16 protein-coding genes and 2 pseudogenes are annotated in these 20,190 nt (G+C 55.2%); 3 read left to right on the top strand and 15 right to left on the bottom strand.

All coding sequences use genetic code 11. The annotated features are described in order from the left end of the window. Positions 1-178: 178 nt before the first annotated feature. Positions 179-652 (bottom strand): Lrp/AsnC family transcriptional regulator, encoded by a 474-nt coding sequence (locus ACEN2J_RS18760; RefSeq protein ID WP_442107992.1) that lies wholly within the window; start codon positions 650-652, stop codon positions 179-181. A gap of 112 nt (positions 653-764) precedes the next feature. Here ACEN2J_RS18760 and ACEN2J_RS18755 point away from each other — a divergent pair, with 112 nt between their 5' ends. After that, positions 765-1,886, top strand: coding sequence for a glycine cleavage T C-terminal barrel domain-containing protein (locus tag ACEN2J_RS18755; protein WP_442107990.1), 1,122 nt, complete (start codon positions 765-767; stop codon positions 1,884-1,886). 601 nt (positions 1,887-2,487) lie between these two features. On the opposite strand, the gene ACEN2J_RS18750 is transcribed toward ACEN2J_RS18755, so the two are convergent. After that, positions 2,488-3,069 (bottom strand): DUF3489 domain-containing protein, encoded by a 582-nt coding sequence (locus tag ACEN2J_RS18750; protein ID WP_442107988.1) that lies wholly within the window; start codon positions 3,067-3,069, stop codon positions 2,488-2,490. Between the two features lie 610 nt (positions 3,070-3,679). Continuing rightward, positions 3,680-4,561: a LysR family transcriptional regulator gene (locus tag ACEN2J_RS18745; RefSeq protein WP_442107986.1), complete on the bottom strand. Its 882-nt coding sequence runs from the start codon at positions 4,559-4,561 to the stop codon at positions 3,680-3,682. 97 nt (positions 4,562-4,658) lie between these two features. Here ACEN2J_RS18745 and ACEN2J_RS18740 point away from each other — a divergent pair, with 97 nt between their 5' ends. Continuing rightward, positions 4,659-5,651, top strand: coding sequence for an NAD(P)-dependent alcohol dehydrogenase (locus ACEN2J_RS18740; protein ID WP_442107984.1), 993 nt, complete (start codon positions 4,659-4,661; stop codon positions 5,649-5,651). Positions 5,652-5,839: 188 nt separating this feature from the next. On the opposite strand, the gene rsgA is transcribed toward ACEN2J_RS18740, so the two are convergent. From rsgA to ACEN2J_RS18690, 10 genes and pseudogenes are all read right to left on the bottom strand, one after another. After that, positions 5,840-6,916, bottom strand: a complete 1,077-nt coding sequence (rsgA, locus tag ACEN2J_RS18735) for a ribosome small subunit-dependent GTPase A (RefSeq protein ID WP_442107982.1) — start codon at positions 6,914-6,916, stop codon at positions 5,840-5,842. Positions 6,917-7,623: 707 nt separating this feature from the next. Then, positions 7,624-8,711, bottom strand: a protein-coding gene (locus ACEN2J_RS18730; RefSeq protein ID WP_442107980.1) for an IS3 family transposase whose coding sequence is annotated in 2 segments (ribosomal slippage) — positions 7,624-8,450 and positions 8,450-8,711 — 1,089 coding nt in all. Because the reading frame shifts where the segments join, the coding sequence is not laid out codon by codon here. Positions 8,712-8,776: 65 nt separating this feature from the next. Beyond that, positions 8,777-8,980 (bottom strand): annotated as a pseudogene (locus ACEN2J_RS18725) (hypothetical protein); the annotation flags it as partial. A gap of 197 nt (positions 8,981-9,177) precedes the next feature. After that, entirely contained in the window at positions 9,178-10,605 is a 1,428-nt protein-coding gene (locus tag ACEN2J_RS18720) for an FAD-binding oxidoreductase (protein WP_442107978.1), read from the bottom strand. Positions 10,606-10,676: 71 nt separating this feature from the next. Continuing rightward, positions 10,677-11,204 carry a TRAP transporter small permease gene (locus ACEN2J_RS18715; RefSeq protein ID WP_442107976.1) on the bottom strand — a complete coding sequence of 176 codons (528 nt, stop codon included), beginning with the start codon at positions 11,202-11,204 and terminating at the stop codon, positions 10,677-10,679. 52 nt (positions 11,205-11,256) lie between these two features. Next, positions 11,257-12,231 carry a TRAP transporter substrate-binding protein gene (locus ACEN2J_RS18710; RefSeq protein ID WP_442107974.1) on the bottom strand — a complete coding sequence of 325 codons (975 nt, stop codon included), beginning with the start codon at positions 12,229-12,231 and terminating at the stop codon, positions 11,257-11,259. A 17-nt stretch (positions 12,232-12,248) separates the two neighbouring features. Next, a complete protein-coding gene (locus tag ACEN2J_RS18705) occupies positions 12,249-13,532 on the bottom strand; it encodes a TRAP transporter large permease (protein WP_442107973.1) in 1,284 nt (427 codons plus the stop codon). Between the two features lie 4 nt (positions 13,533-13,536). Further along, the gene (locus ACEN2J_RS18700) at positions 13,537-15,066 is read right to left on the bottom strand and encodes an amidase (RefSeq protein ID WP_442107971.1); all 1,530 of its coding nucleotides are present in this window, start codon (positions 15,064-15,066) and stop codon (positions 13,537-13,539) included. A 121-nt stretch (positions 15,067-15,187) separates the two neighbouring features. Beyond that, positions 15,188-16,093, bottom strand: coding sequence for a LysR family transcriptional regulator (locus tag ACEN2J_RS18695; protein ID WP_442107969.1), 906 nt, complete (start codon positions 16,091-16,093; stop codon positions 15,188-15,190). 195 nt (positions 16,094-16,288) lie between these two features. Continuing rightward, positions 16,289-17,197, bottom strand: coding sequence for a LysR family transcriptional regulator (locus ACEN2J_RS18690; RefSeq protein ID WP_442107968.1), 909 nt, complete (start codon positions 17,195-17,197; stop codon positions 16,289-16,291). A gap of 96 nt (positions 17,198-17,293) precedes the next feature. On the opposite strand from ACEN2J_RS18690, the gene ACEN2J_RS18685 reads away from it, so the two are divergent. Beyond that, complete coding sequence (locus ACEN2J_RS18685) at positions 17,294-17,431, top strand: hypothetical protein (RefSeq protein ID WP_442107967.1); 138 nt, start codon at positions 17,294-17,296, stop codon at positions 17,429-17,431. Positions 17,432-17,528: 97 nt separating this feature from the next. Here ACEN2J_RS18685 and ACEN2J_RS18680 read toward each other — a convergent pair. Together ACEN2J_RS18680 and ACEN2J_RS18675 are read right to left on the bottom strand one after the other, a co-directional pair. Further along, positions 17,529-17,694, bottom strand: a pseudogene (locus ACEN2J_RS18680) (transposase); the annotation flags it as partial. Positions 17,695-17,836: 142 nt separating this feature from the next. Further along, positions 17,837-19,909, bottom strand: coding sequence for an ATP-binding protein (locus ACEN2J_RS18675; protein WP_442107966.1), 2,073 nt, complete (start codon positions 19,907-19,909; stop codon positions 17,837-17,839). Positions 19,910-20,190 lie beyond the last annotated feature (281 nt).

Below are 20,190 nucleotides of genomic sequence, written 5' to 3'. Positions count from 1 at the left end.
CCAAATCACGGCGCTTCGATCAGCGCGTATCGCCTGCAACAAGCGCCAATACCGCGAGAGCGGTTTCGTCCTTGTCCGCGTTGCAGCCATCTACATACGATACAGCCAATGTCCGTAGTGAACCCAAAGTGCTGATTTCTGTGATGCGGCGAATGTCGACTTCCATACTTCGCTTTGATCACCTCTTCGGTCTAAGAACGTCACAAGGAATGGCGGGGGCGTCTTTGTAGGTCTCGGAAACGAAATGCGTCGTGTATCGGACTATGTTTTCGTCGCCATCAAACAGCCGGTCGCAGACCTCTTGATACTCGACCAGATTTTGGAAGTTCCCTATAAGTATCGCGTCTAACTCGCCTGTTACGCCATACGCATACGCTATGGCAGGTTCCGCCTCGACGCGCTTGGCGAACGCGGCTCTTTTCGCGAGATTGTAATCTTTGGTCGTGGCTGTGATGATTGCCCGCAGTCCGCGCCCTAATTTGGCACTATCCACAAGATAAATGTTTTTGGTCAGGATGCCTGCGTTTTGAAGGTCTCGAACCCGACGTAAACACGTTGATGGCGTCGAATTGACCACTTCGGCCAATTCCGCGTTTGTTATGTCTCCGCGTTGTTGCAACGTCTCGATGATGCGAATGTTAAGTGTGTCCATAGAAGGCCTGCAATAATGTGCCACTTTTTCGGTATCTTTGACCACAACATGCACGAAAAACCTATAGTTTCTATGAAAATCTTCTACCGCTGAACCAAACTGGAGAGATCACATGGCGTTCGAAATAGGCATTGGCCCAAACAACCGAAAATCCGTCTATTTCGACGCAACCGTTACTGATGGTGTGGCATGCTTTTCGGTTTACAATCATATGCTTATCCCAGCGCATTTCGGAAACCCACAAGCTGAGTATGACAGCCTAATGAACGGCGTGACGATGTGGGATGTCGCCGCCCAGCGCCAAGTCGAGGTTTCTGGGCCAGACGCCGCGCGGCTTATTCAATATTTGACCACTCGCGATATTAGTAAGACCAAAATTGGCCAAGGACGCTATGTTCCGATCTGCAATCACCAAGGCCAGCTAATCAATGATCCGGTTTTGTTGAGGCTCGCGGCTGACAGGTTTTGGCTCTCTATAGCGGACAGCGATATAGAGCTGTGGGCGAGCGCTATTGCCGCCGAGCGCAAATGGGATGTGCAGGTGTTTGAACCGGACGTTTCTCCGCTCGCGATTCAAGGCCCATTGGCCAAAGAGCTGGTTGCTGATCTCTTTGGCGATTGGGTCAAAGAGCTGACGTATTTTGGCTTCAAGCAAACTGAACTGCAGGGAATCCCGCTTGTGCTGGCGCGGTCTGGCTGGTCCAAGCAAGGCGGTTATGAGTTGTATCTGCAAGACGGTACGCGTGGCTTTGAGCTGTGGAACATAGTCAAGGCAAAAGGGGCCGCATACGGCATTCGCCCCGGCGCGCCCAACGATTTGGAGCGAATTGAAAGCGGATTGGTTTCTTACGGAGCCGATGGGCGTTTGCAAGCGAACCCCTGTAATCCGTTCGAAATATCTTTGGGCAAGTTGGTCGATTTTGACAAAGCAGATGACTTCATCGGGAAGGCCGCCCTTCAGAAAATCAAGAAAAAAGGCGCGAAGCGCAGGCGTGTTGGCTTTGTTATCTCTGGCGCGCCGGTTCCTGCCTGCCAGCATTCTCTGGACGTGAAAACGGCGAACGGGAAAACTGTTGGTGTCCTGAGCGAGTTTGTATTTTCCAACCGATTTTCAAAGAATATTGGCGTCGGAATGATCGCGATGGATATCGGGAATGATGCCGCAGATTTGGTAGTCCAATTGGACGGGGAAACCCGCCAAATCGCCATTGAGCCATTGCCCTTTTCTTTTTAGCTGGTGGCGCGGGAAGCGGCCACTCAAACTGGTGCAGCGAACTCAGACTAAGTCCGCTCATCGGACCTCCGCCCTTCAAAAATGCTGCACGACGCACGAATGGCCGGTCTCGGGAAGCCGCAATGCTGCACCAACGCTAGGCATGAAGGACGGCTCTGGGCCGATCATGACGCTCAAGGCCCCCCTGGCATGGTTCCTCCCCGGCCCCGTTTGTATGCGGGGGGGCGCAGCGCGGCATTTCGCTAGCGACTGGCTTCTTCACCGGGGAATCCACTTGGAATCCACCTCGCCCAGGGCATGATATAAAACGGCTTAATTTCAAATATTTACGTGGATCTACAGGTCGCCTAGGGTGGATTCTTGACTAAACCACTCAAGAATCCACCTGCCGGAATCCAGGCACTGGAATCCACCTTGCTGAAGTTGTTTTTTGAGTATGCGTCGGACCGCGATGGAGTTGGATTTCGTCATAGTCAGCCTGAAATCAGATCAATCGAGACGCTGCTCCTGAAGGTGCGGAGTGCCAGGATGCCCGGGCCTTGATTTGCAGGTCACTATCACCAACCGCGTCGCAAAGTTCCATCGGACCTGGTAACCGTGATCATGATTTCCGACTGCGCCTGCCAACGCCGGCGCTGGGCCATTCGTCCGGCGCACCTATGCGATACACCCGCCCCCGGCCCTCGAGCCTCTTTGAGATGACGGCCAACCCCAGCTTCTTCTTCAGCTGACCAGAGATGGCCCCTCGCACGGAATGGGTCTGCCAGCCGGTTACCGCGGAGATATCGGCGATGCTGACACCATCCGGGGCCTGCAGCAGCGCGATCAGCTCCGCCTGCTTGGTGCCCTTGCGCGGCGAGAACGGTGCGGCGTCCGCTTCCGGCATTGGTTTACGCAGCCCGGCCATGGCCTTCGCTACCACCGGTTCGATACCGATGGCAGCGAGTCCGGCTTCGGTGGCGATCAGGGTCGTGCCATGACCATCGCCGGTCTCGCGCCAGAGCGGCTCATTCTGCCGCAGGTCGGCTTCTACCTCTTCAATCAACCTGCGTTCGATCATCAGCGTGACGACTTTCTTTGCGGCAGCACCATGCAGCCCCTTAGGCAGCGGCATCGCAAGGTTGCCAGGACGGGGAGACGCGGCAGTGAGGATCAGACTCTGCGTGTCGGTCAGGCGGATCATGAGGGTCTCCGGATGCAAACGGCAGCGCAGCATGCGTTGCCTTCTACCGGAGCAGACCCCGCAGGGTCGCCCAGTTTTGTGGCTGGCCTCCGTGGCTTTGCTGTTCCGATGGTAGTAAAGTTCGCTCTGCCGCACGCAATCATCAACGATAATCGATGCAATATTATTGCTTTATCTAGGCGATCGGGAAGCCGGTCATTCACTGTCGGGAATCTGTCCGCAGCTGTATACGTTTTCAGCGTCCTTCGTAGCAGGGCACATCGACACCCGTCACGCGGACGAAGCGTGGAGTCGCTACAACTTGCATGCGCGGCTGCTTCACTGTGCTTTGCAGACCTTCACGAGGGATTGCGCACGAATTACACATCTCAAGTAGTTATCAACTTGATCCAGCGAGACAGTCTGTCCAGTCCTCCAGAGGTCAAGAACAACAAATTGGTGTGCGTCGGCGTGGGAGGGGGTGGGCCTCAAATCCAACCTTCTCCAGTCTATGGCATTGAAATCATTTGTATGACACGGCGCACATCAGGCACCCGGTCAAGACTTTACATCTAGCGGTACTGGAGGTGCCCTGCTCTCGCCCGAATACGCCTCAAGGCCGGATTGACAATCATCCGATGAAGTCCGCGCGCCGCTCGAGCAGGCTTTCGTAGAGGAAATCGACGAAAAGCCTGACCCGCTGCACCCGGCGCAGATCCCCATGCATCAGCACCCAAGTCGAGCGCCTTTGGTCTAGCTCGGTTCCTGGCATCCGTTGAAGTTCGGGAAAGACGCTCTGCACCCATGCGGCAAGGAACGTCATGCCCGCTCCGGCCCGGGCGAGATGCATATGCATCGCAGGATCTGGGATGGCATGGCGCACCGTGGCACGCGGAAACGGCGAGGCGGCGATCATCGCCTGCAATTCCGGCACCTCACCGTAACCGAGCCAGGTCAGCCCCTCGCCGCGCGGCCCGGCATCGTGCAAATGCCTGTCGATATAGCTACGCGAGGCCAATACACCGATCGACAGCGGAAACAGCTTGCGCCCCACGGCATCACCGGTGAGGTCGCGCACATGGCGGATAGAGACGTCAGCCTCAAGCTTTTCGATCGAGTCGATGGCGTAGGACAGGTTCATGTCGATGTGGATGTCGGGATAGAGCGACAGGAACTCGCCCAGAACCGGCGCCAGCAGGAAATGCGCGGTCATCGGATCGGCCGACAGACGGATGCGACCCGCCGCCTCGCTATCGAGCCCGCGAACGGCGTTGAAGCCCTGGCGCAAGGACGCTTCGGCCTCGAGTGCCTGCGGCAGCAGCTTGCGGCCCGCCGCCGACAGTTCCAGCCCGCCCGCACTGCGCCGGAACAGCTGCACACCCAGCTGCGCCTCCAACCCCTCAACTTGTCGGCGCACGGTGGCGTGGGTGCCGTCCAACTGTTCGGCGGCCCCGCGCAGCGATCCCGCCCGCGCCACGGCCAGAAAGGCCGGAAGAGATTTCCAATCCACCATATGGAACGATTATGAACCACACCGGTGCAAAAACTGCAATATCTGGATGGAAATCGGTTCGATAGAGACAGGGCAATCGAACCGAAGGGACATCAGCATGACTGCGACACTCTCTGCATGGAGCATTGATCATTATGGCACCCCCGAGGTGCTGAACCCGGTGACCCGGCCCATTCCGACACCTGGTCCCACCGAGATCCTGATCCGTATCCGCGCCTCGGCCGTGACGCGCGCCGATGGCATGATGCGGGCCGGGCAGCCCCGCTTTGCACGTCTTTTCCTTGGCCTGCGCCGCCCGCGTCAGAACCTGTCGGGCACCGGGCTCTCGGGCGAGGTGATCGCCGTGGGCGACCGCGTCAGCCGGTTTGCCGTGGGCGACGCCGTCTTCGGCGAGGCGGGGCTGAAGTTCGGGGCAAATGCCAGCCACATCTGCCTAGATGAGTCTGGCGTGCTGATGAAAAAGCCTGCGGCACTTTCGCATGAGGACGCTGCCGTGATGTGCGATGGGCCGCTGACTTCGCTGAACTTCCTGCGGGAGGTGGCAGACCTGTGCGCGGGGCAAAAGGTCCTGATCCTCGGCGCCTCGGGCAGCCTCGGAAGTGCTGCGGTGCAGATCGCCGCGGCGATGGGGGCCGAGGTCAGCGGCACCTGCAGCGCCCGCAACGCCGACATGGTGGCCGCACTCGGGGCCGGCCGGGTCATCGACTACGGCCGGGAGGATTTCACCCGACAGGCCGAGCGGTACGACGTGATCTACGACACGCTTGGCGTCTCGTCCTTGACCGAGGCCAAGGGAAGCCTGACCCGCTCCGGACGATACGTCTGCCCTGTGCTGGGCCTCGGTCTGCTGGGCGCAATGTTGCGCACCGCGATTGCGGGCCGGCGCAAGGCGCGCTTCTCGGCGACGGGCATGCTCAAGCCGGACGTGCTGCGCCCGATGCTGGGCACCCTCACCCGGATGGTCGAGGACGGCAAGCTGGTCCCTGTCATCGACCGGGTCTATGGTCTACCATATGACGCCCCCTGCATTTGCCTTGTTCAGAGGGGTCGAGGAACAAGCCCCCAATTTCCGTGCCTATCATTGCAATGAAACCGACCGGCGCTCCATCGATCTCCAAAACCCATGTTTCGGCATTTGGCAGATAGATATCGCGCATATCTCTGCGAACCTGATTTCTGACTTCATCAGACAAGAAGGGGTGTGCAAGTGGTTCTGCTATATCCCAGATTGCGATCAAGGCATCGGTATCGTCCGCTTTATATCTACGCATCATGGACCTACTTCCTATTTTTCTGCTGGATCGCGTTGATCATTTTATGAAGCGATTTGTCGGCGGTTTTGCGTTCGGCCAAAGTGGACGCGTTAAAGCGTTCTTCCGCGACCAGTTTGCTCCATCGCGCACGTCGATCAGGATCAATTTCGCCGCGCGCCAATGCACCTTGGATGGCGCAACCGGGTTCGCTGTCATGTCTGCAATCGCTGAAACGACATTGGCGCGCCAAGGCAACGATGTCAGCAAACACATCTGCAATACCGGTCTCTACATCGGTGAGTTGAAGCTCTCGCATGCCGGGCGTGTCCAGCACCCCGCAGCCATCTGCTGTGAAGTGCAGTTGTCGCCGCGTCGTCGTGTGGCGCCCCTTGCTGTCATCTTCGCGAATGGCAGCCGTATCGGCGACGCCATCGCGAAAGAGAGCATTGACTAGTGTCGACTTTCCGACACCAGACGACCCCAGAAAGGCAATCGTTTGGCCCGGCTTGCACCATGGAGCCAACTTGGCAATTGGTTCTTCACTCAAGGCATTGAGCACTTCGACCAAAACGCGGTTTGAAATGGCGCTTGCCGTTTTTACGTAGGCGTCCGGGTCGTCGCAAAGGTCTGCCTTGGTCAGCAAAATCACAGGAGTTACCTCCGCCTCGAACGCCAAGGCGACATAGCGTTCGAGGCGCGCGATGTTGAAGTCATTGTTGCAGGACGACACGATAAAGACCGTATCCACGTTGGCAGCAATTAGCTGCCGTTTGCGGTCTGAGCCCGGCGCACGACGCTCAAAAACGCTCCTGCGTTCCAAGACCTGACTATTGGATGGCTTTTGCGGATTATAGAGCAACCAGTCACCGACTGTCGCATTTGGCACCGGTGGGATGAGGGTATCAAGACTTTCGCCCAGCACCCGCAGGCCGGTTCTGTGAACTTCAACCACACGAACAGGCGGTGCATCAGCGGCCGCGTCAACGTCGATTTGTTGGCTAAAGAAGGGCTTCCAGCCAAACTTTTCTAAAGACGAAGGCTCGCATTTAGGGATCTTGTGTGAACCCGAAGGTGGCAAGAATTTGGAATAGTCCCGTATCATTTTTGGGATCTTTCATGTTCGGAGTACGGGCCAAGCCCGCCCCACAAAAACTAAATTTGACCAGACACAACAAAAATAATCGCTCGCAGCAATTACGCGACGGCGTTGGATTTTGTTTAGCTTTACATCGGGAGGGCGCTCTGCCTCCCCGCATTATCGGGTCATAAAATCTCCATGAATGTGCTAGTGGCGTAAATCAGTGCGCTGATTTTTGCAAGACTTTGAGTTTTACAGATTGTGACAGGCGAACAATCGTGCGCGATGCAGTGTAAAGGAACAGGGGCTTGGTCTGCTCTGTGTCGGTGCAGAGAAAATCGAGCTTTGATGGTCGCCTGAATGTTAGCTTCACCTGATCGCTCCATGAGATTTCGCTCTTGTGGAGAATGACCGCAAACCGCCCATGTGAAGGGTGACGCTTGACGTTGATAGAGGCCCTCAACGGGCTCTGCACTTTGAGCCTAGTCATTTGGAGGCGCCGCATGGGATCGATCGTCAAGGGTCTCGCACCAAGTCTTCAAGCTTCTGTTTTCAAGAGCGATTGCCCTGCCGACAATGACTTTGAGAAGGGGCCAAAAAGCGAATGCGGCGAAGCCTGACACATGGATAGTCATGATGCTGTCGCTGCCATGTGGCGTCTCAATAATCTCGTGGCCAGCAACCATTGGAATGGTAATCCCCCCATTTCTAACGGGGAGCAGTCGTAGAATTCACGCGGCCATTTTCAGTTTCTGTGCGGGTGTGATGCCGCCGATGCGCATGTTGGGGCGGTCGTTGTTGTAAGTCCATAGCCATTGCGTGGCGTGATCTTGGGCCTCCTCGATGCTTTCGATGATATACTGATCCAGCCATTCATGCCTGACCGTGCGGTTGTAGCGCTCGATATAGGCGTTCTGTTGCGGCTGGCCGGGTTGGATGTGCTGGATGGTAACCCCATGTTTCTCGGCCCATTTCATTAGCTTTTCGCTGATGTATTCCGGCCCGTTGTCGACCCGAATGGTCCCGGGTTTTCCTCGCCATTCGATGATGCGATCCAGGCTTCGGATCACACGCTCGGCGGGCAAGGAAAAGTCCACCTCGATGCCGAGCCCTTCGCGGTTGAAGTCGTCCAGCACGTTCAGCAACCGAAAGGCACGGCCATCACCCAGCCGGTCGGCCATGAAGTCCATCGACCAAGTCACGTTCGGCGCATCTGGCACCGCCAGCGCATCGGGTTTGTCCCGCTTCAGCCGCTTTCGGGGCTTGATGCGCAGGTTCAACTCCAGCTCGCAGTAGATCCGGTAGACGCGCTTGTGGTTCCATGGATGCCCCTTCACGTTGCGCAAATGCAGAAAACACAGGCCGAACCCCCAGGTTTTGCGGGCGTCGGTCAGACCGGTCAACAGATCGGCGATCTCCTCATTCTCGGCGCGCAACTTGGGCCCATAGCGATAGCAGGTCTCGCTGACCCCAAAGGCCCGGCAGGCCAGCGCAATGCTTGCCCCACGTCGCGCCACTGCATTCTCGGCCATCTCGCGGCGTTGAGATGGCCGATCTACTTTTTTCCCAGCGCTTCCTTCAGCAAATCGTTCTGCATGCTCAGGTCCGCAAACATTCGCTTCAGCCTGCGGTTCTCTTCCTCAATGGCCTTCATCTGGCTGACCATGGACGCATCCATGCCGCCATACTTTGCCCGCCATTTGTAGAAGGACGCGTTGCTCATCCCATGTTCACGGCACAGCTCGGCCACCGGCACACCGCCTTCGGCCTGGCGCAGGATCGCAAGGATCTGGGGTTCGCTATATCTGGTCATCTTCATCTGAATCTCCTCATGCATCTTGCCGAGAAAATTCTACTTCCGCAGCCCCTTACTTTCGGGGGGGATTACCGAATGCCATAGGTTTTCGCCTTCCAAGTGAATGCATGACTGTCATCAAAGTTGGAAACCCGCCAAGTGGTTTCGCGCTGCGCAGGCTGTTTCAGTTTCAATGCGCTGCCCGCGCCAAAGGGGCCTTGGTCAAGTCGAACAACTTTCGTTACCGTTGGCGTCCATTTGGGCCAATCCTCAACTTCAACGATCACCTGCCATACGAGGTCGGACGATCGAAGATGAAATAGTGTGTCGCCGTATCAACGCGCCGAGCAAGGAAACCGACGGGTCGATCTTCTGGCAGGTATCTGTTACCAAGGGCGATGGGTTTCGCCCACACGCACTGTCTAACGTCTTAGGCTCTGCGCGCGGCATCGGGCCAACGCCCGCTATGCCGTTGGCCATGTCCTCATCATTAAGCATCTCGAAACTGTGATGGAAAAAGGCCCAGATATACATCAGAAACATCGACAGTCTTGCCGGGGTTCATGATGTTTCCTGGATCAACGGCACGTTTCAGCACCGCCATGAGCGCATAGGCCGCACCGTGCTCCTTAGCCATATAGATCTTCTTGCCGGTGCCTACACCGTGTTCTCCCGTGACTGTGCCGCCATATGACAGAGCGACATGGTTCACCTTTGCAGCCAGTGATTTTGCCGCAGCAAGGTCGTCTGGAACATTCGGGTCGAACAGGATCATAAGATGAAAATTGCCATCCCCGACATGGCCTACAATCGGGGCAATCAACCCAGACTCTGCGATCAGTTCCTTGGACCTTGCGATACAGTCAGCCAAAGCTGAAATCGGCACACAGCAATCGGTGATGAGCCCCTCGCAGCCCTTTTTAAGGGATTTTCCAGCATAGTAAGCGTTGTGACGTGCGGTCCACAGCCGATTGCGATCTTCGGCCTTGGTTGCCCACAGAAAGCTGCCCACGTCAAATTCTTCGGCAACGCTTTCAAACAGTTCAACCTGCTCCTTTACTCCGGCTTGCGACCCATGAAATTCAAGGAACAGATGTGGTTTTTCTGGCAGGTTCAGATCGGGATTGAATATGTTCATCCCTCCCATTTGAACTTCGTCCAGCAATTCTATTCTCGCCATCGGAATACCCATCTGGATGGCCATAATCACGGAGTTCACCGCGTTATCGACAGTCTCGAACGAACAGGTTGCCGCGAGAATTGTGTCGGGCTGTCCGAACAGTCGTACCGTCAACTGCGTGATGATACCAAGAGTACCTTCGGAGCCGATAAACAGATGCGTCAGGTCATATCCCGCCGAGGATTTGCGTGCGCGAGAGCCAGTTTGAATGATTGTGCCATCAGGTAGCACAACTTCAAGTGCCAGAACATTCTCGCGCATGGTGCCATAACGCACTGTATTAGTGCCGGACGCCCGAGTGGCGGCCATTCCACCAAGTGTTGCGTCTGCGCCAGGATCCACAGTGAACATCAGCCCGGTCGCGCGCAGTTCCTCGTTAAGCTTTGATCGCGAGACACCGGGCTGAACGACTGCATCCAGATCGCTTTCGTGAATTGCCAGGATCTTGTTCATGCGGCTGGTATCCACACTAAGTCCCCCGTGAATTGGAATCACGTGACCTTCAAGCGAGGTGCCAATACCGAAAGGCACGACTGGAACACCGTAGCGGGAACAGATCTTCATGATCTCGCTCACCTCTTGGGCGGTCTCGGGAAAGGCTACAGCATCCGGTAGGGCAGGTTCAGAATACGCCTCATCATGACTATGAAGTTCGAGGATGGAATCGCCAGTTGAAAGCCGCTCGCCCAACATTTCCTTCAAGGCAGAAAGTGCGAGATCGGTGTGGTCAATAGTCATATCGACTTCCTAAATTTCCAAAATATTTGGGAGCGGTACTTGAGCGCATCCGCCATTTGACCGACGCGGACTCAATCCAGTTGCGAATTGGAGGGCTCTGCGACTCCATCACCAGCCCATCTGGCAAAGAGATGGATCAAAATAATGATCATAGAGACAGGAACAGCCACGGAAATCCAGACCATTGGAATCCCAAGCGTATCTGCTGTCAGACCCGATTGCCGTGCAAGGTACCCTTTTGCAAATCCGCCCCGTAGTCCGATAAAGCAGAAGTAGATCACAGGCAGGATGAAGGTCAGCACTGCAAGGCTTTGGATGGCTTTTGCAAAAGTTGCCAGAATATGTGGTGGGTCAGGAAACACGCTTTGCATCAAAACTGCATCGGATTGGGTTTTGAACGACAGGGTTGCCCCCAGAAGGCCGGTCCAGACCATCGCATAGCGCGCGACGTCTTCGGTCCAGACTGGGGGGGAAGAGAAAACATAGCGGGCGATGATTTGGACGATCACCGTCACAAACATCAGACAAACTGCAAAGACCGCAATGCGGCGCATGAGCAGGTGCAAGCTGTCGCTGGTACTGATGATGAGGTGGCGCATCCGTCTCTCCTGCAATGAATGGCGGGCCGCAGCGAGCAACCCGCCTATTGTTTTAGCGGTTCTCGTCAGAGAGCTTTTTCCACAGGGCGGTATCCTCTGCCGACATCAGGTCTGAATCGTAGACCGGCAAAGATGCCTCGCGGAAGACTGCGCGTTCCTCTGGTGTCAGGCGCTGAACAGTCACACCTTTTTCCTCAAGTGCGGCGAGACCTTTCTCGGAGGCTTCAGCCAGCCAGGCGCGTGTGGCAGCATCGGCTGTTACAACAGCCGCATCAACCGTCGCGCGATCGGCATCTGACAAGCCATCGTACCATGCCTTTGACGCGATTACGGCACGCAGCGGCCAGATCACATCGGCAGTGGCAAAGTTTTTGACGAAGTCGGTCTGACCGAACATCACCGGCACGAAGGGCGAGTTGAGGTAGCCGTCGATCACACCCGTCTGCAAACCCGCAGGCACTTCGCCCCATGGTACGATTGTGCCGCTGGAGCCCCACGCCTCATACATAGCAATTTGTGCGTCATCCAGGGCGCGCATGCGCAGGTTGGACATATCGGCGGGCGAGCGGACGGCTTGGGTCGTGGTAATCACACCAGAGGCGGGTCCAAGCGGTGCCATGGAGAGCACGATCACGTCTTGTGCGGCCAGATTTTTATTGATCCGATTATAAACATCACCGGCGGCCAAGGCGCGGTCCATATGCGCAACATCGTCGAAGATATACGGCAGGCGCACGCCATAGATAAACGGATCGACTTGCGCAATCGCGCGCACGTCCGACATCGAAACCTCCAGCAATCCGGTCGAGACCTGATCGAATTTCTCTGCCTCGTTGCCGACAGAGCCAACCGGCATTTCGCGGGTTTCCATTCCTCCTTCATTCAGCGCTTTGGCGAAGGCAAAGGACCAGTTGTAGGAGCCCGATTGTTCGAGATCCGGCTTGCCGTCCAGTGCGATCTTGACCTCTGCGAATACAGAGGTCGACAGTGCGAGCAGTGCCGCCAGTGTCAGTGCCGTGAGTTTCATTGTTAGTCCTCCCATTTTTAGTTCACAGAAAATCCGAACAGGGCCGGTAGTGTGAGGCTGAGGCTTGGCCAATAGACCAAAGCCAGCAACAGCAGCACCTGTACGAAAATGAAGGGCAGCACAGCATAGGTGAGCCGCCAGTAATTGAGTTTGGTAAGTGCGGATACGACCACAAGGCATTTGCCCAGCGGTGGCGTGATCAGACCAACACACAGATTGAAGCATAGCACGATGCCAAGGTGTATCGGGCTGATACCCTGTTCCATCGCCTGAGGCGCAAAGAGCGGTATCAGCAGGGTCAGGGCAACGGGTGTATCCATGAACATGCCTGCGATCAGAAAGATGCCCACAAGGAAAAACAGATATTTAGTGCCTGTCAGCCCGAAGGAGTCGACCCATGTTGCCAGCGCGCTGGACCAGCCCAACTGGCCCGCCAGATACCCCAGCACCGAAATCGCTGCGAGAATGATAAAGATTGTGCCGGTCATCTTGGCTGTGGCCTCGACCGCGTCGAAGATCATGCGCCAGTTCAACCCTTTGTAGAACTGGCCTGCCATTAGCGCGAAGAAGACGGCGATGGCGGAGCCTTCTGTCGGGGTGGCCAGTCCAAAGACCAGCGAGCCAAGGATCACCAGGGGCAGGCACAAAGCAGGGGCTGCATTCAACAAGCTCGGCAAAAAACGCGGAAGATCATCAGAGGCTCCACCCGGATGCCCTTTTATATGTGCAATAACCGCATTCAGGATCATCAACGCAGCTGCCAGCAACAGGCCGGGGATCACACCTGCAATGAACAAGGCTGCAACAGAGGCACCCGTGAGGCCGCCATAGATAATCATGATGATAGATGGCGGTATGATCGGACCTATCATCGAAGAGGCTGCCGTAATCGCTCCTGCATAATAGGGATCATAGCCGCGTGCCGTCATTTCGGGCACGAATGTGCGCGACAAGGCAGCACTATCAGCAATCGCTGAGCCTGAGATGCCTGCAAAGAACACGCTTGTGAGAATATTCACATGCCCCAACCCACCGCGAAAGCGTCCGACGATGGACATGGCGAAATCAATCAGGCTGCGGGTCACCCCTGCGCGGCTCATGATCTCTGCGGTCAGGATGAAAAGTGGCATCGCCATAAAGGCAAAAACGTCAAGCTGGGCAAAGATGCGTTGCGGCAGGATGGATAGAAACTGCGTTTTATCGACTGCGACAAAGGTAAGAACGGATACCGCCCCCATGAGATAGGCAAAGGCAGTGCCGCTGATCAGCAAGAGAATGAAGATGATCGGAATAAAGTACATAATGCTAAACTGCCGTTCCGAGGGGGGCCGTCTTGGATTGAACATCTCGATCCATGACCGGCGGGTGTGTTACGATTGAACGTAAGTCTATGCCTGACGGTGTGAGGCTTGTCATATCAGGGCAGGGCCGCGCCATGTCCGGATTTCCCGCAAAGAGTGTTTCCAGCGATTTGGCCGTAGCCAGCAACGCTTCGTCGCTACGGACAGCGCCCAGAACCTGAAGTCCGAAGGGCATGCCTTGGGGATCGCGGCCGCAAGGCAGGGTGATAGATGGGCCGCCTGCCAGTGACCCACGATAGGTCAGGGCCAACCAACGGTAATAGATATCCATGCTCTGCCCCTCGATCTCTGCTGCATGCCCTTGGGTCCAAGGGAACGGGGATACCGGTGCGGTAGGCAGAAGGATAACATCAAAGTCCTGCATCAGCGCGTTGAAGCGGCGCAGAATGCGCGTTTGCTCGGCATGCGCCCATGCCCGATCAGCCAAAGACATGGACTGGCCCAACTCAACATTCGTTTGAATATCGAGGCCAAAAGCTGTGGGCTCTGTTTTCGTCACTTCACCGAAAGCGGCCAGAAAGCTTTCGGCACGCAGAATGTCAAAGCATCGGTCCATATTGCCAAGATTAAGATCAACGGGACAGCAGTCTTGAACGTGCGGCGCGATCTTCTCGATCCGATCGCGGAAAGTTTCGCGAATAGCCAGATCTACTGGTGCGCCACCGAAATCTTCACTGTAACCGACCCGCAAGGCGCTAAGGTCGACGTCTGGCAAGGTCGTAAACCGGGTCTGCGCGGACTGTGCCGATAGCGGGTCGTCAGGGTGGTACCCATGCGAAATGCTTAAAATCAATGTCAGATCATCGACGGTACGGGTCATCGGGCCAAGAACCGAAATACCTGACCACCCCAGCGGTCGGGTCGGATGCGCAATTACGTCTACCGATGGGCGAAACCCAACGATCCCGCAGAGGGCCGCGGGCAATCTGAGCGAGCCACCAGTGTCTGACCCAGTGCATACAGGTAAGAGATTTGCCGCCAGCGCGGCCGCAGATCCGCCTGAAGAACCGCCGGCTATCAGGTTGGCGTCAAATGGATTTGCCGTGGCACCCCAAACCGGATTACGGCTGTTACCGCCGGCGCCGCACTCAGGAACGTTTGTTTTTGCCAGAATAATAGCTCCTGCGTTACGCAGCCGCGCAACCATCGGAAAATCACTTTTTGGCACATAGCTCCGCATGCGTGGGCTACCATGGCTCGTCAGCAACCCTTCGGTATCTTGAATATCCTTTACGCCAATGGGCAACCCGTCGAGCGGCCCCTTAGGGGTTCCAGCGCTCCACCGGCTGGATGCCTGCGCCGCCTCAAAGATCGCACGTTCAGTATCTATAGCTGTCAGGGCATTTATCTTGGGGTTCACCTTAGAAATGCGCTCAAGACATACCGCGAGGTAATCAGTTGGCGTCAGCCTGCGATCCGCAAATCGTCTGAGGACATCGCGCGCCGAGAGGGTCATCAATCCGGCCACACTCATGCCCGCAACAATGACATATCCCGCATACTCAACTCGGTCACTTTGTCCCTCCCAAGAAAATGACTGAAGTTATGATAATACGGGCCTGACAGGAAAAATAATGAAAGATTGACTTACAACATTAACCAAAAGGAATGGTTTTTAGGTCCTCAGTTGTTTTCCGTAAGCATTTAAGAAAAAACGACAACGCATGATTGGTCTCTTCTTGGCCACCTCGCCAGAAGCATCGGACCTCGGACAGAAATCCACGCGTGTCCAGCGGAAGCGTAACAATGTCTCCGCGTGCCGCATGGGACTGGGCAAGGCGTTGCGGCATCAGCCCCAGTGCGGGAATTGCGTCCAACAGTGCGAGATTTAGCATCAAAGAGAGAGAGGCAATCGTATTCGCGGGTGGTGCCAGTCCGCTTTCGGCAAAGAGTGCATCAACCGCCCGCCGGGCAACCGAATTTGCCTGGGGCATGATCCAGGGGAAATCGACGACTTCGCTCCACTCAATGTCAGGCTGTCTTGCCAGCGGGTGATTGCGGCCTGCAACGACGATAATCGGTTCCGCAAAAAGCTTTAGCTGTTCAATGCCAGACAGTTCCCGGGGCTGCCAGATCCTGGCGATCAGCAAATCCAACGCACCGCCTTGCAACTCTGGAAGAAGCTCTACGAAGTGCCCCTCTCTGACCGAGATGCTCGCCTGCGGCGTGCTGCTTTTGAATAGTGCAATGGTGCCGGGCAAAAGGGTCGGTGCAACCGAACTGACAACGCCAACAGTAACGGCACCCGAAATCCCGCTCGCCATAGCCTCGATATCGAAAGCCGCCCGATCAAGCTGACTGAGGGCCTGCTTGGCATGATCTACCAGACGCCGCCCTATTGCCGTCAAGAAAAGGCGGTTCCGATCGCGGGTCACGATCGGAACGCCGACTATTTTTTCCAGTTCTGCAATCTGCTTGGAGACAGCGGGTTGAGTTACATTGAGCTCCTCCGACACCCGCGCAACCAGTTTTAGGTCGGACAAGGCAGCAATTACGCGCAAGTGGCGAAGCGTTATAGCCTTCTGGAAATCATTGTTCGAAATAGCCGTTACTCGCTGGGTTGGTGACTGGATGAGACACTCTTAACATAGAAAGATCGTACAGATCGACATCGGTTTGAACGCTCACTGCGGTTGAGAAAAGTGGTTGGGCGACAATTCAGGAGACGTCAAGTCACGCGGTCGCCGATTGGCCGCTCAACCCCTGCCCCGTCTCTTTTCCGCTTGCCGCAGCATTTCCGTGAATACAGACACCTTCGCAGCGCGGAACTTCGACGCAGGAAAAACCACGAAGATGCCCCCTTCGGGCAGATGCCAATCGGGCAGCACATGGGTCAGTGCACCCGACGCCAGATGGTCACGGACAAGATAATCCGGCAGGATCGCCAGACCTGCTCCCTCCTTTACGGCGGCCATGATCGCGGGCGCACTGTCGATTGAAAGATCGCTTTGCAATTTGACGGAAACCGTTTCGCTGGCAGAGTTTTCGAACAGCCAATGCAGGGGGTCAGGCAGCGCCTTGTTTGCGACGAACGACACGGCGGAAAGATCATTCGGGTGTCGGATGTCATCGAACCAAAGGGGGCTGTCGCCCGTGCCAACAAGAAGCTGCCTGAAACCGCCCATCTTGCGTGCCAACAGGGTCGAGTCGCGAAGCCACCCGACCCGAATGGCCAGATCCAGATCACCCGCCATTAGATCGCTGTGATCGTCGCCCAGATACAGCTCGACCCGACAATCGGGGTATTGGCGTCGAAACGCCGCGACAAGAGGGGCTACGATCGCCGCGCCGTAATCATTCGGCGCGGTCATGCGCAATGTGCCCACGGGCTGTTCTGTGAGTTGGGACAACTCATTAAAGGCCTCTTCCGCCTCGTTTAGGATTGATGTGCAGCGCGTGTAGAAAAGCTGGCCAGCCTCAGTGACGCTGACCTTGCGCGTGTTGCGCACCAGCAGCGTCGCCTTCAGCTCTTGCTCCAACTGCGTCACTTGGCTGCTGACCACGGCCTTGGTCACGCCAAGGCGTTCTGCGGCATTGGTAAAGGATCCGGTTTCGACCACGGCAGCGAAATAGGCGAGCCTGTTGAGGTTGTGTGCTTTGGACATGCTTACACTGTTAGCCTTTGACATACAGATTGTCAAAATTGTTTGCCTTAACGTGGGAAATGGATGCGCCTATATCCATCTCCTAGGAGACAAACCATGACACAAACAGTGACACTGCCGGGCGGTTCTAATGTGGAAGGAGTTGCGGCGACCCGGCTCGGCAACGAAGAAACGCCCAGGCCCCTTGTAGGCATTGCCAAGTTGTTTGATTGTTCTGAATTAGATATTGGGTAACCTTAGCATTGACGGATTTGCCGCCTTCAAGCACCTGCATCTAGTCGTGTGTGATATCGTAGCTGAGTGGCGACGAGTATCAACGCCCACAAGGCGATAGCTGCGAGAAGTGCCATACGTCCATACCGCCATCCGGTGCCCCAATTGTAGAACGATGCATTGCTCATTCCATGCTCACGGCATAACTAGGCCACCGGCACTCCGCTTTCAGCCTGCCGAAGGATCGCGATGATCTGCGCCTCTGTGTATCCACCTGTTTTCATTCAGAACCTTATCGCTCTTCTTGGCGAGAAAATTCTACTAGTGTAGCCTCTTACCTTCAGGGGGGACCGACCGCCGCTTCGCTCATACGCTTTGGCACATCAGGATTCTGCGCAGTTTAATTATGGAACTGGTTCTGTTTTGTCAGTTGTGCTGTTTTGTGAGTGGGAGGGTCAGCACAAAACAACTTCCTTTGCCGACAACACTGCTTACGGTGAGACTACCGCCCTGCAACTGGGCCAAGCTTCGTGAGATAGCCAGTCCCATACCAGTGCCGCCAGCGCGCCGCGTAGCCGTTGAATCGACTTGGTAGAAAACGTCGAATATACTATCGAACTCCGTCTCAGATATGCCTTCTCCACTGTCATAGATCTCGAAACGGACCATGTCGGCGTGTTCCTTGACATAAAGGCGAACAAATCCTCTATCGGTAAATTTGATCGCATTTCCAACCAAATTGATCAAAATTTGTCGGACTCTCATTTTATCCGCAAATACCGTCTCGACCTCTTGCACGACTTCAAAATCAAGCCCTTTTTTTCTTGAAAGGGTACTGAGCTGCTGAAAAACTGGGTCGACGATATCTTTGATATTACAAATTGTAGGTTCAAACGTCAGGCTTCCAGATTCAATTTTTGCCACATCCAGCAATTCATTGATCAAATGCTCTAGGTGCTCTCCTGACTGAACCAATCTCTGCAGCAAGCCGCCAAGTTGGACGAAAATATCGTCCAGCATTGCTTTAGCTTGTGCCCTCGGTACATCGCCTTCTTCATAAGCCGCAATCAGTGCCTTAGACGAACGAAGCAACCGGGCATTTTCCGAGAGCCTTGCGACGCCCATGATCACCGTTAATGGCGTTCGCAACTCATGACTTAGAACCCCCATAAAGTCAGTCTTGGCCTTACTGGCCGCTTCAGCAGCCAATTTGGCTCGAGTAAGTTCAGTCACATCCACACGCAGACCAACAATACCGCCATCTTTCAGCGGGTGATTAGACGTTTTGATGACCCGTCCATCGGCAAGGTGGTGGTCCATATCCAGCTTTTCGCCGACGCGACGCTTTGCTTGCCGATCATCGATCCAGTTCGACACGTCTATTTCTGCAGGGGGGGGGGCTTGCTTCTCAAGCCACGCAGTAAATACTGTAAAATACGGTGTCCCGGGTCTGAGGACTTCTTTGGGAAGATCATAGATGTCCCGGTACTTTGTATTGCTGAGTATCAGCCTATCATCAGCATCGAACATGACAAACCCATCATTCAGGGCTTCAATTCCGCTATTTAGCAATAGCTTGGCACGCTTGCGTGTATGTGAAAGCCTCAGGATGTAGACCAGCGTCCCCAGCAGCAGAAAACTGGCCATTCCTATGATAATTCGCTGTCGCCACTGATCGGGAGAGGTTCTCGGCCACCCGCCCTTTGTCACAGCATGCATAACCCAACTCTCTAAAGCGAAATCGAAATGCAGCGTTACGGCGTCTTCCCCAACCGATACTCTATCGCCGTAAAGATTAGCATCCGTGTCATCCCCTAAGTGCTGTGCAATTTCGATGAACAAATCATACTTTTGGGCAGCTTTTGTAATGCCCGTTCGCTCTAGGAACTGGCCATAATCCAGAACCAATGAGACAATTCCCCAAAGCTTTGGCCCGCCGCCGCCGGTATCTTCATCAACGAAACCATCTGGATTGCGCAGATAGACCGGAGCGCGCAATATGAGCCCTGTTCCACCCTGAGCCAGATTGATTGGTCCGGTAATCAATTCATTGCCAGCCGTCATCATCCTCTGAATGGCCGGAAATTGATTTTCGGTCTTTCTGTAATCTAAACCCAGAGCACCCTGATTGCCCTCCAGCGGGTCAATTAGGGTGATAACCATGTTGGGCGCTCCGGCAATACTGATCATAGACTCATCAACGCCGCGAATACTCTGCGCGCGTCTGGAAAACTCATCTTGGCTGATATTCGGATTGTCGCCGATGAAGGTGGCAAGTTCGCGCAAGGCAAGTGACTGAGACTGAATAACTTTGCCAAAGGCCTCTCTGACTTCTACCAGTTCCAAATAAGTGTCTGAACGAACTTCCTGAATGTATGTCGCGTACAAGAGGCGGTCTAAACGATATGCCGTAACCACGATAAGTGTGCTAGCAGCAAAAAGCGCAACTAAGGCCCAAACCCCACCGATCACTGTTTGCTTAGAGAGGCTTATTTCCAAAATTGAGTCCGCTTTACTGAGTACTTAGAAACGCTTTAAAGGGCGCACATGTTAATCGACCAATGGCAGCATACCTCAATCAATATACGTCGGTATCAGATTTCTGGCATGTTGACAATTCTGGCCTGAACAAGTGCATCGCTTTATGTGTCTTTTGCCTATGCATATGCGTGCTCCTCGGTATTCAGTTCGGGCATCGCGCTTGGAGTTATTGTCAAATCTGGTGTTTGAGGCTTGTCGGTCATGCGGCGATCTGGTCTGGGGTTGTGGCTTCAATTCCG

Origin of the sequence: Pseudorhodobacter sp. W20_MBD10_FR17 (genome assembly GCF_052119765.1) — a bacterium.
In the GTDB taxonomy this organism is placed as follows: Bacteria; Pseudomonadota; Alphaproteobacteria; order Rhodobacterales; family Rhodobacteraceae; genus Pseudorhodobacter.
The sequence above is the reverse complement of the archived record's forward strand: the minus strand, read 5'-3'. Positions and strand labels throughout refer to the sequence as shown.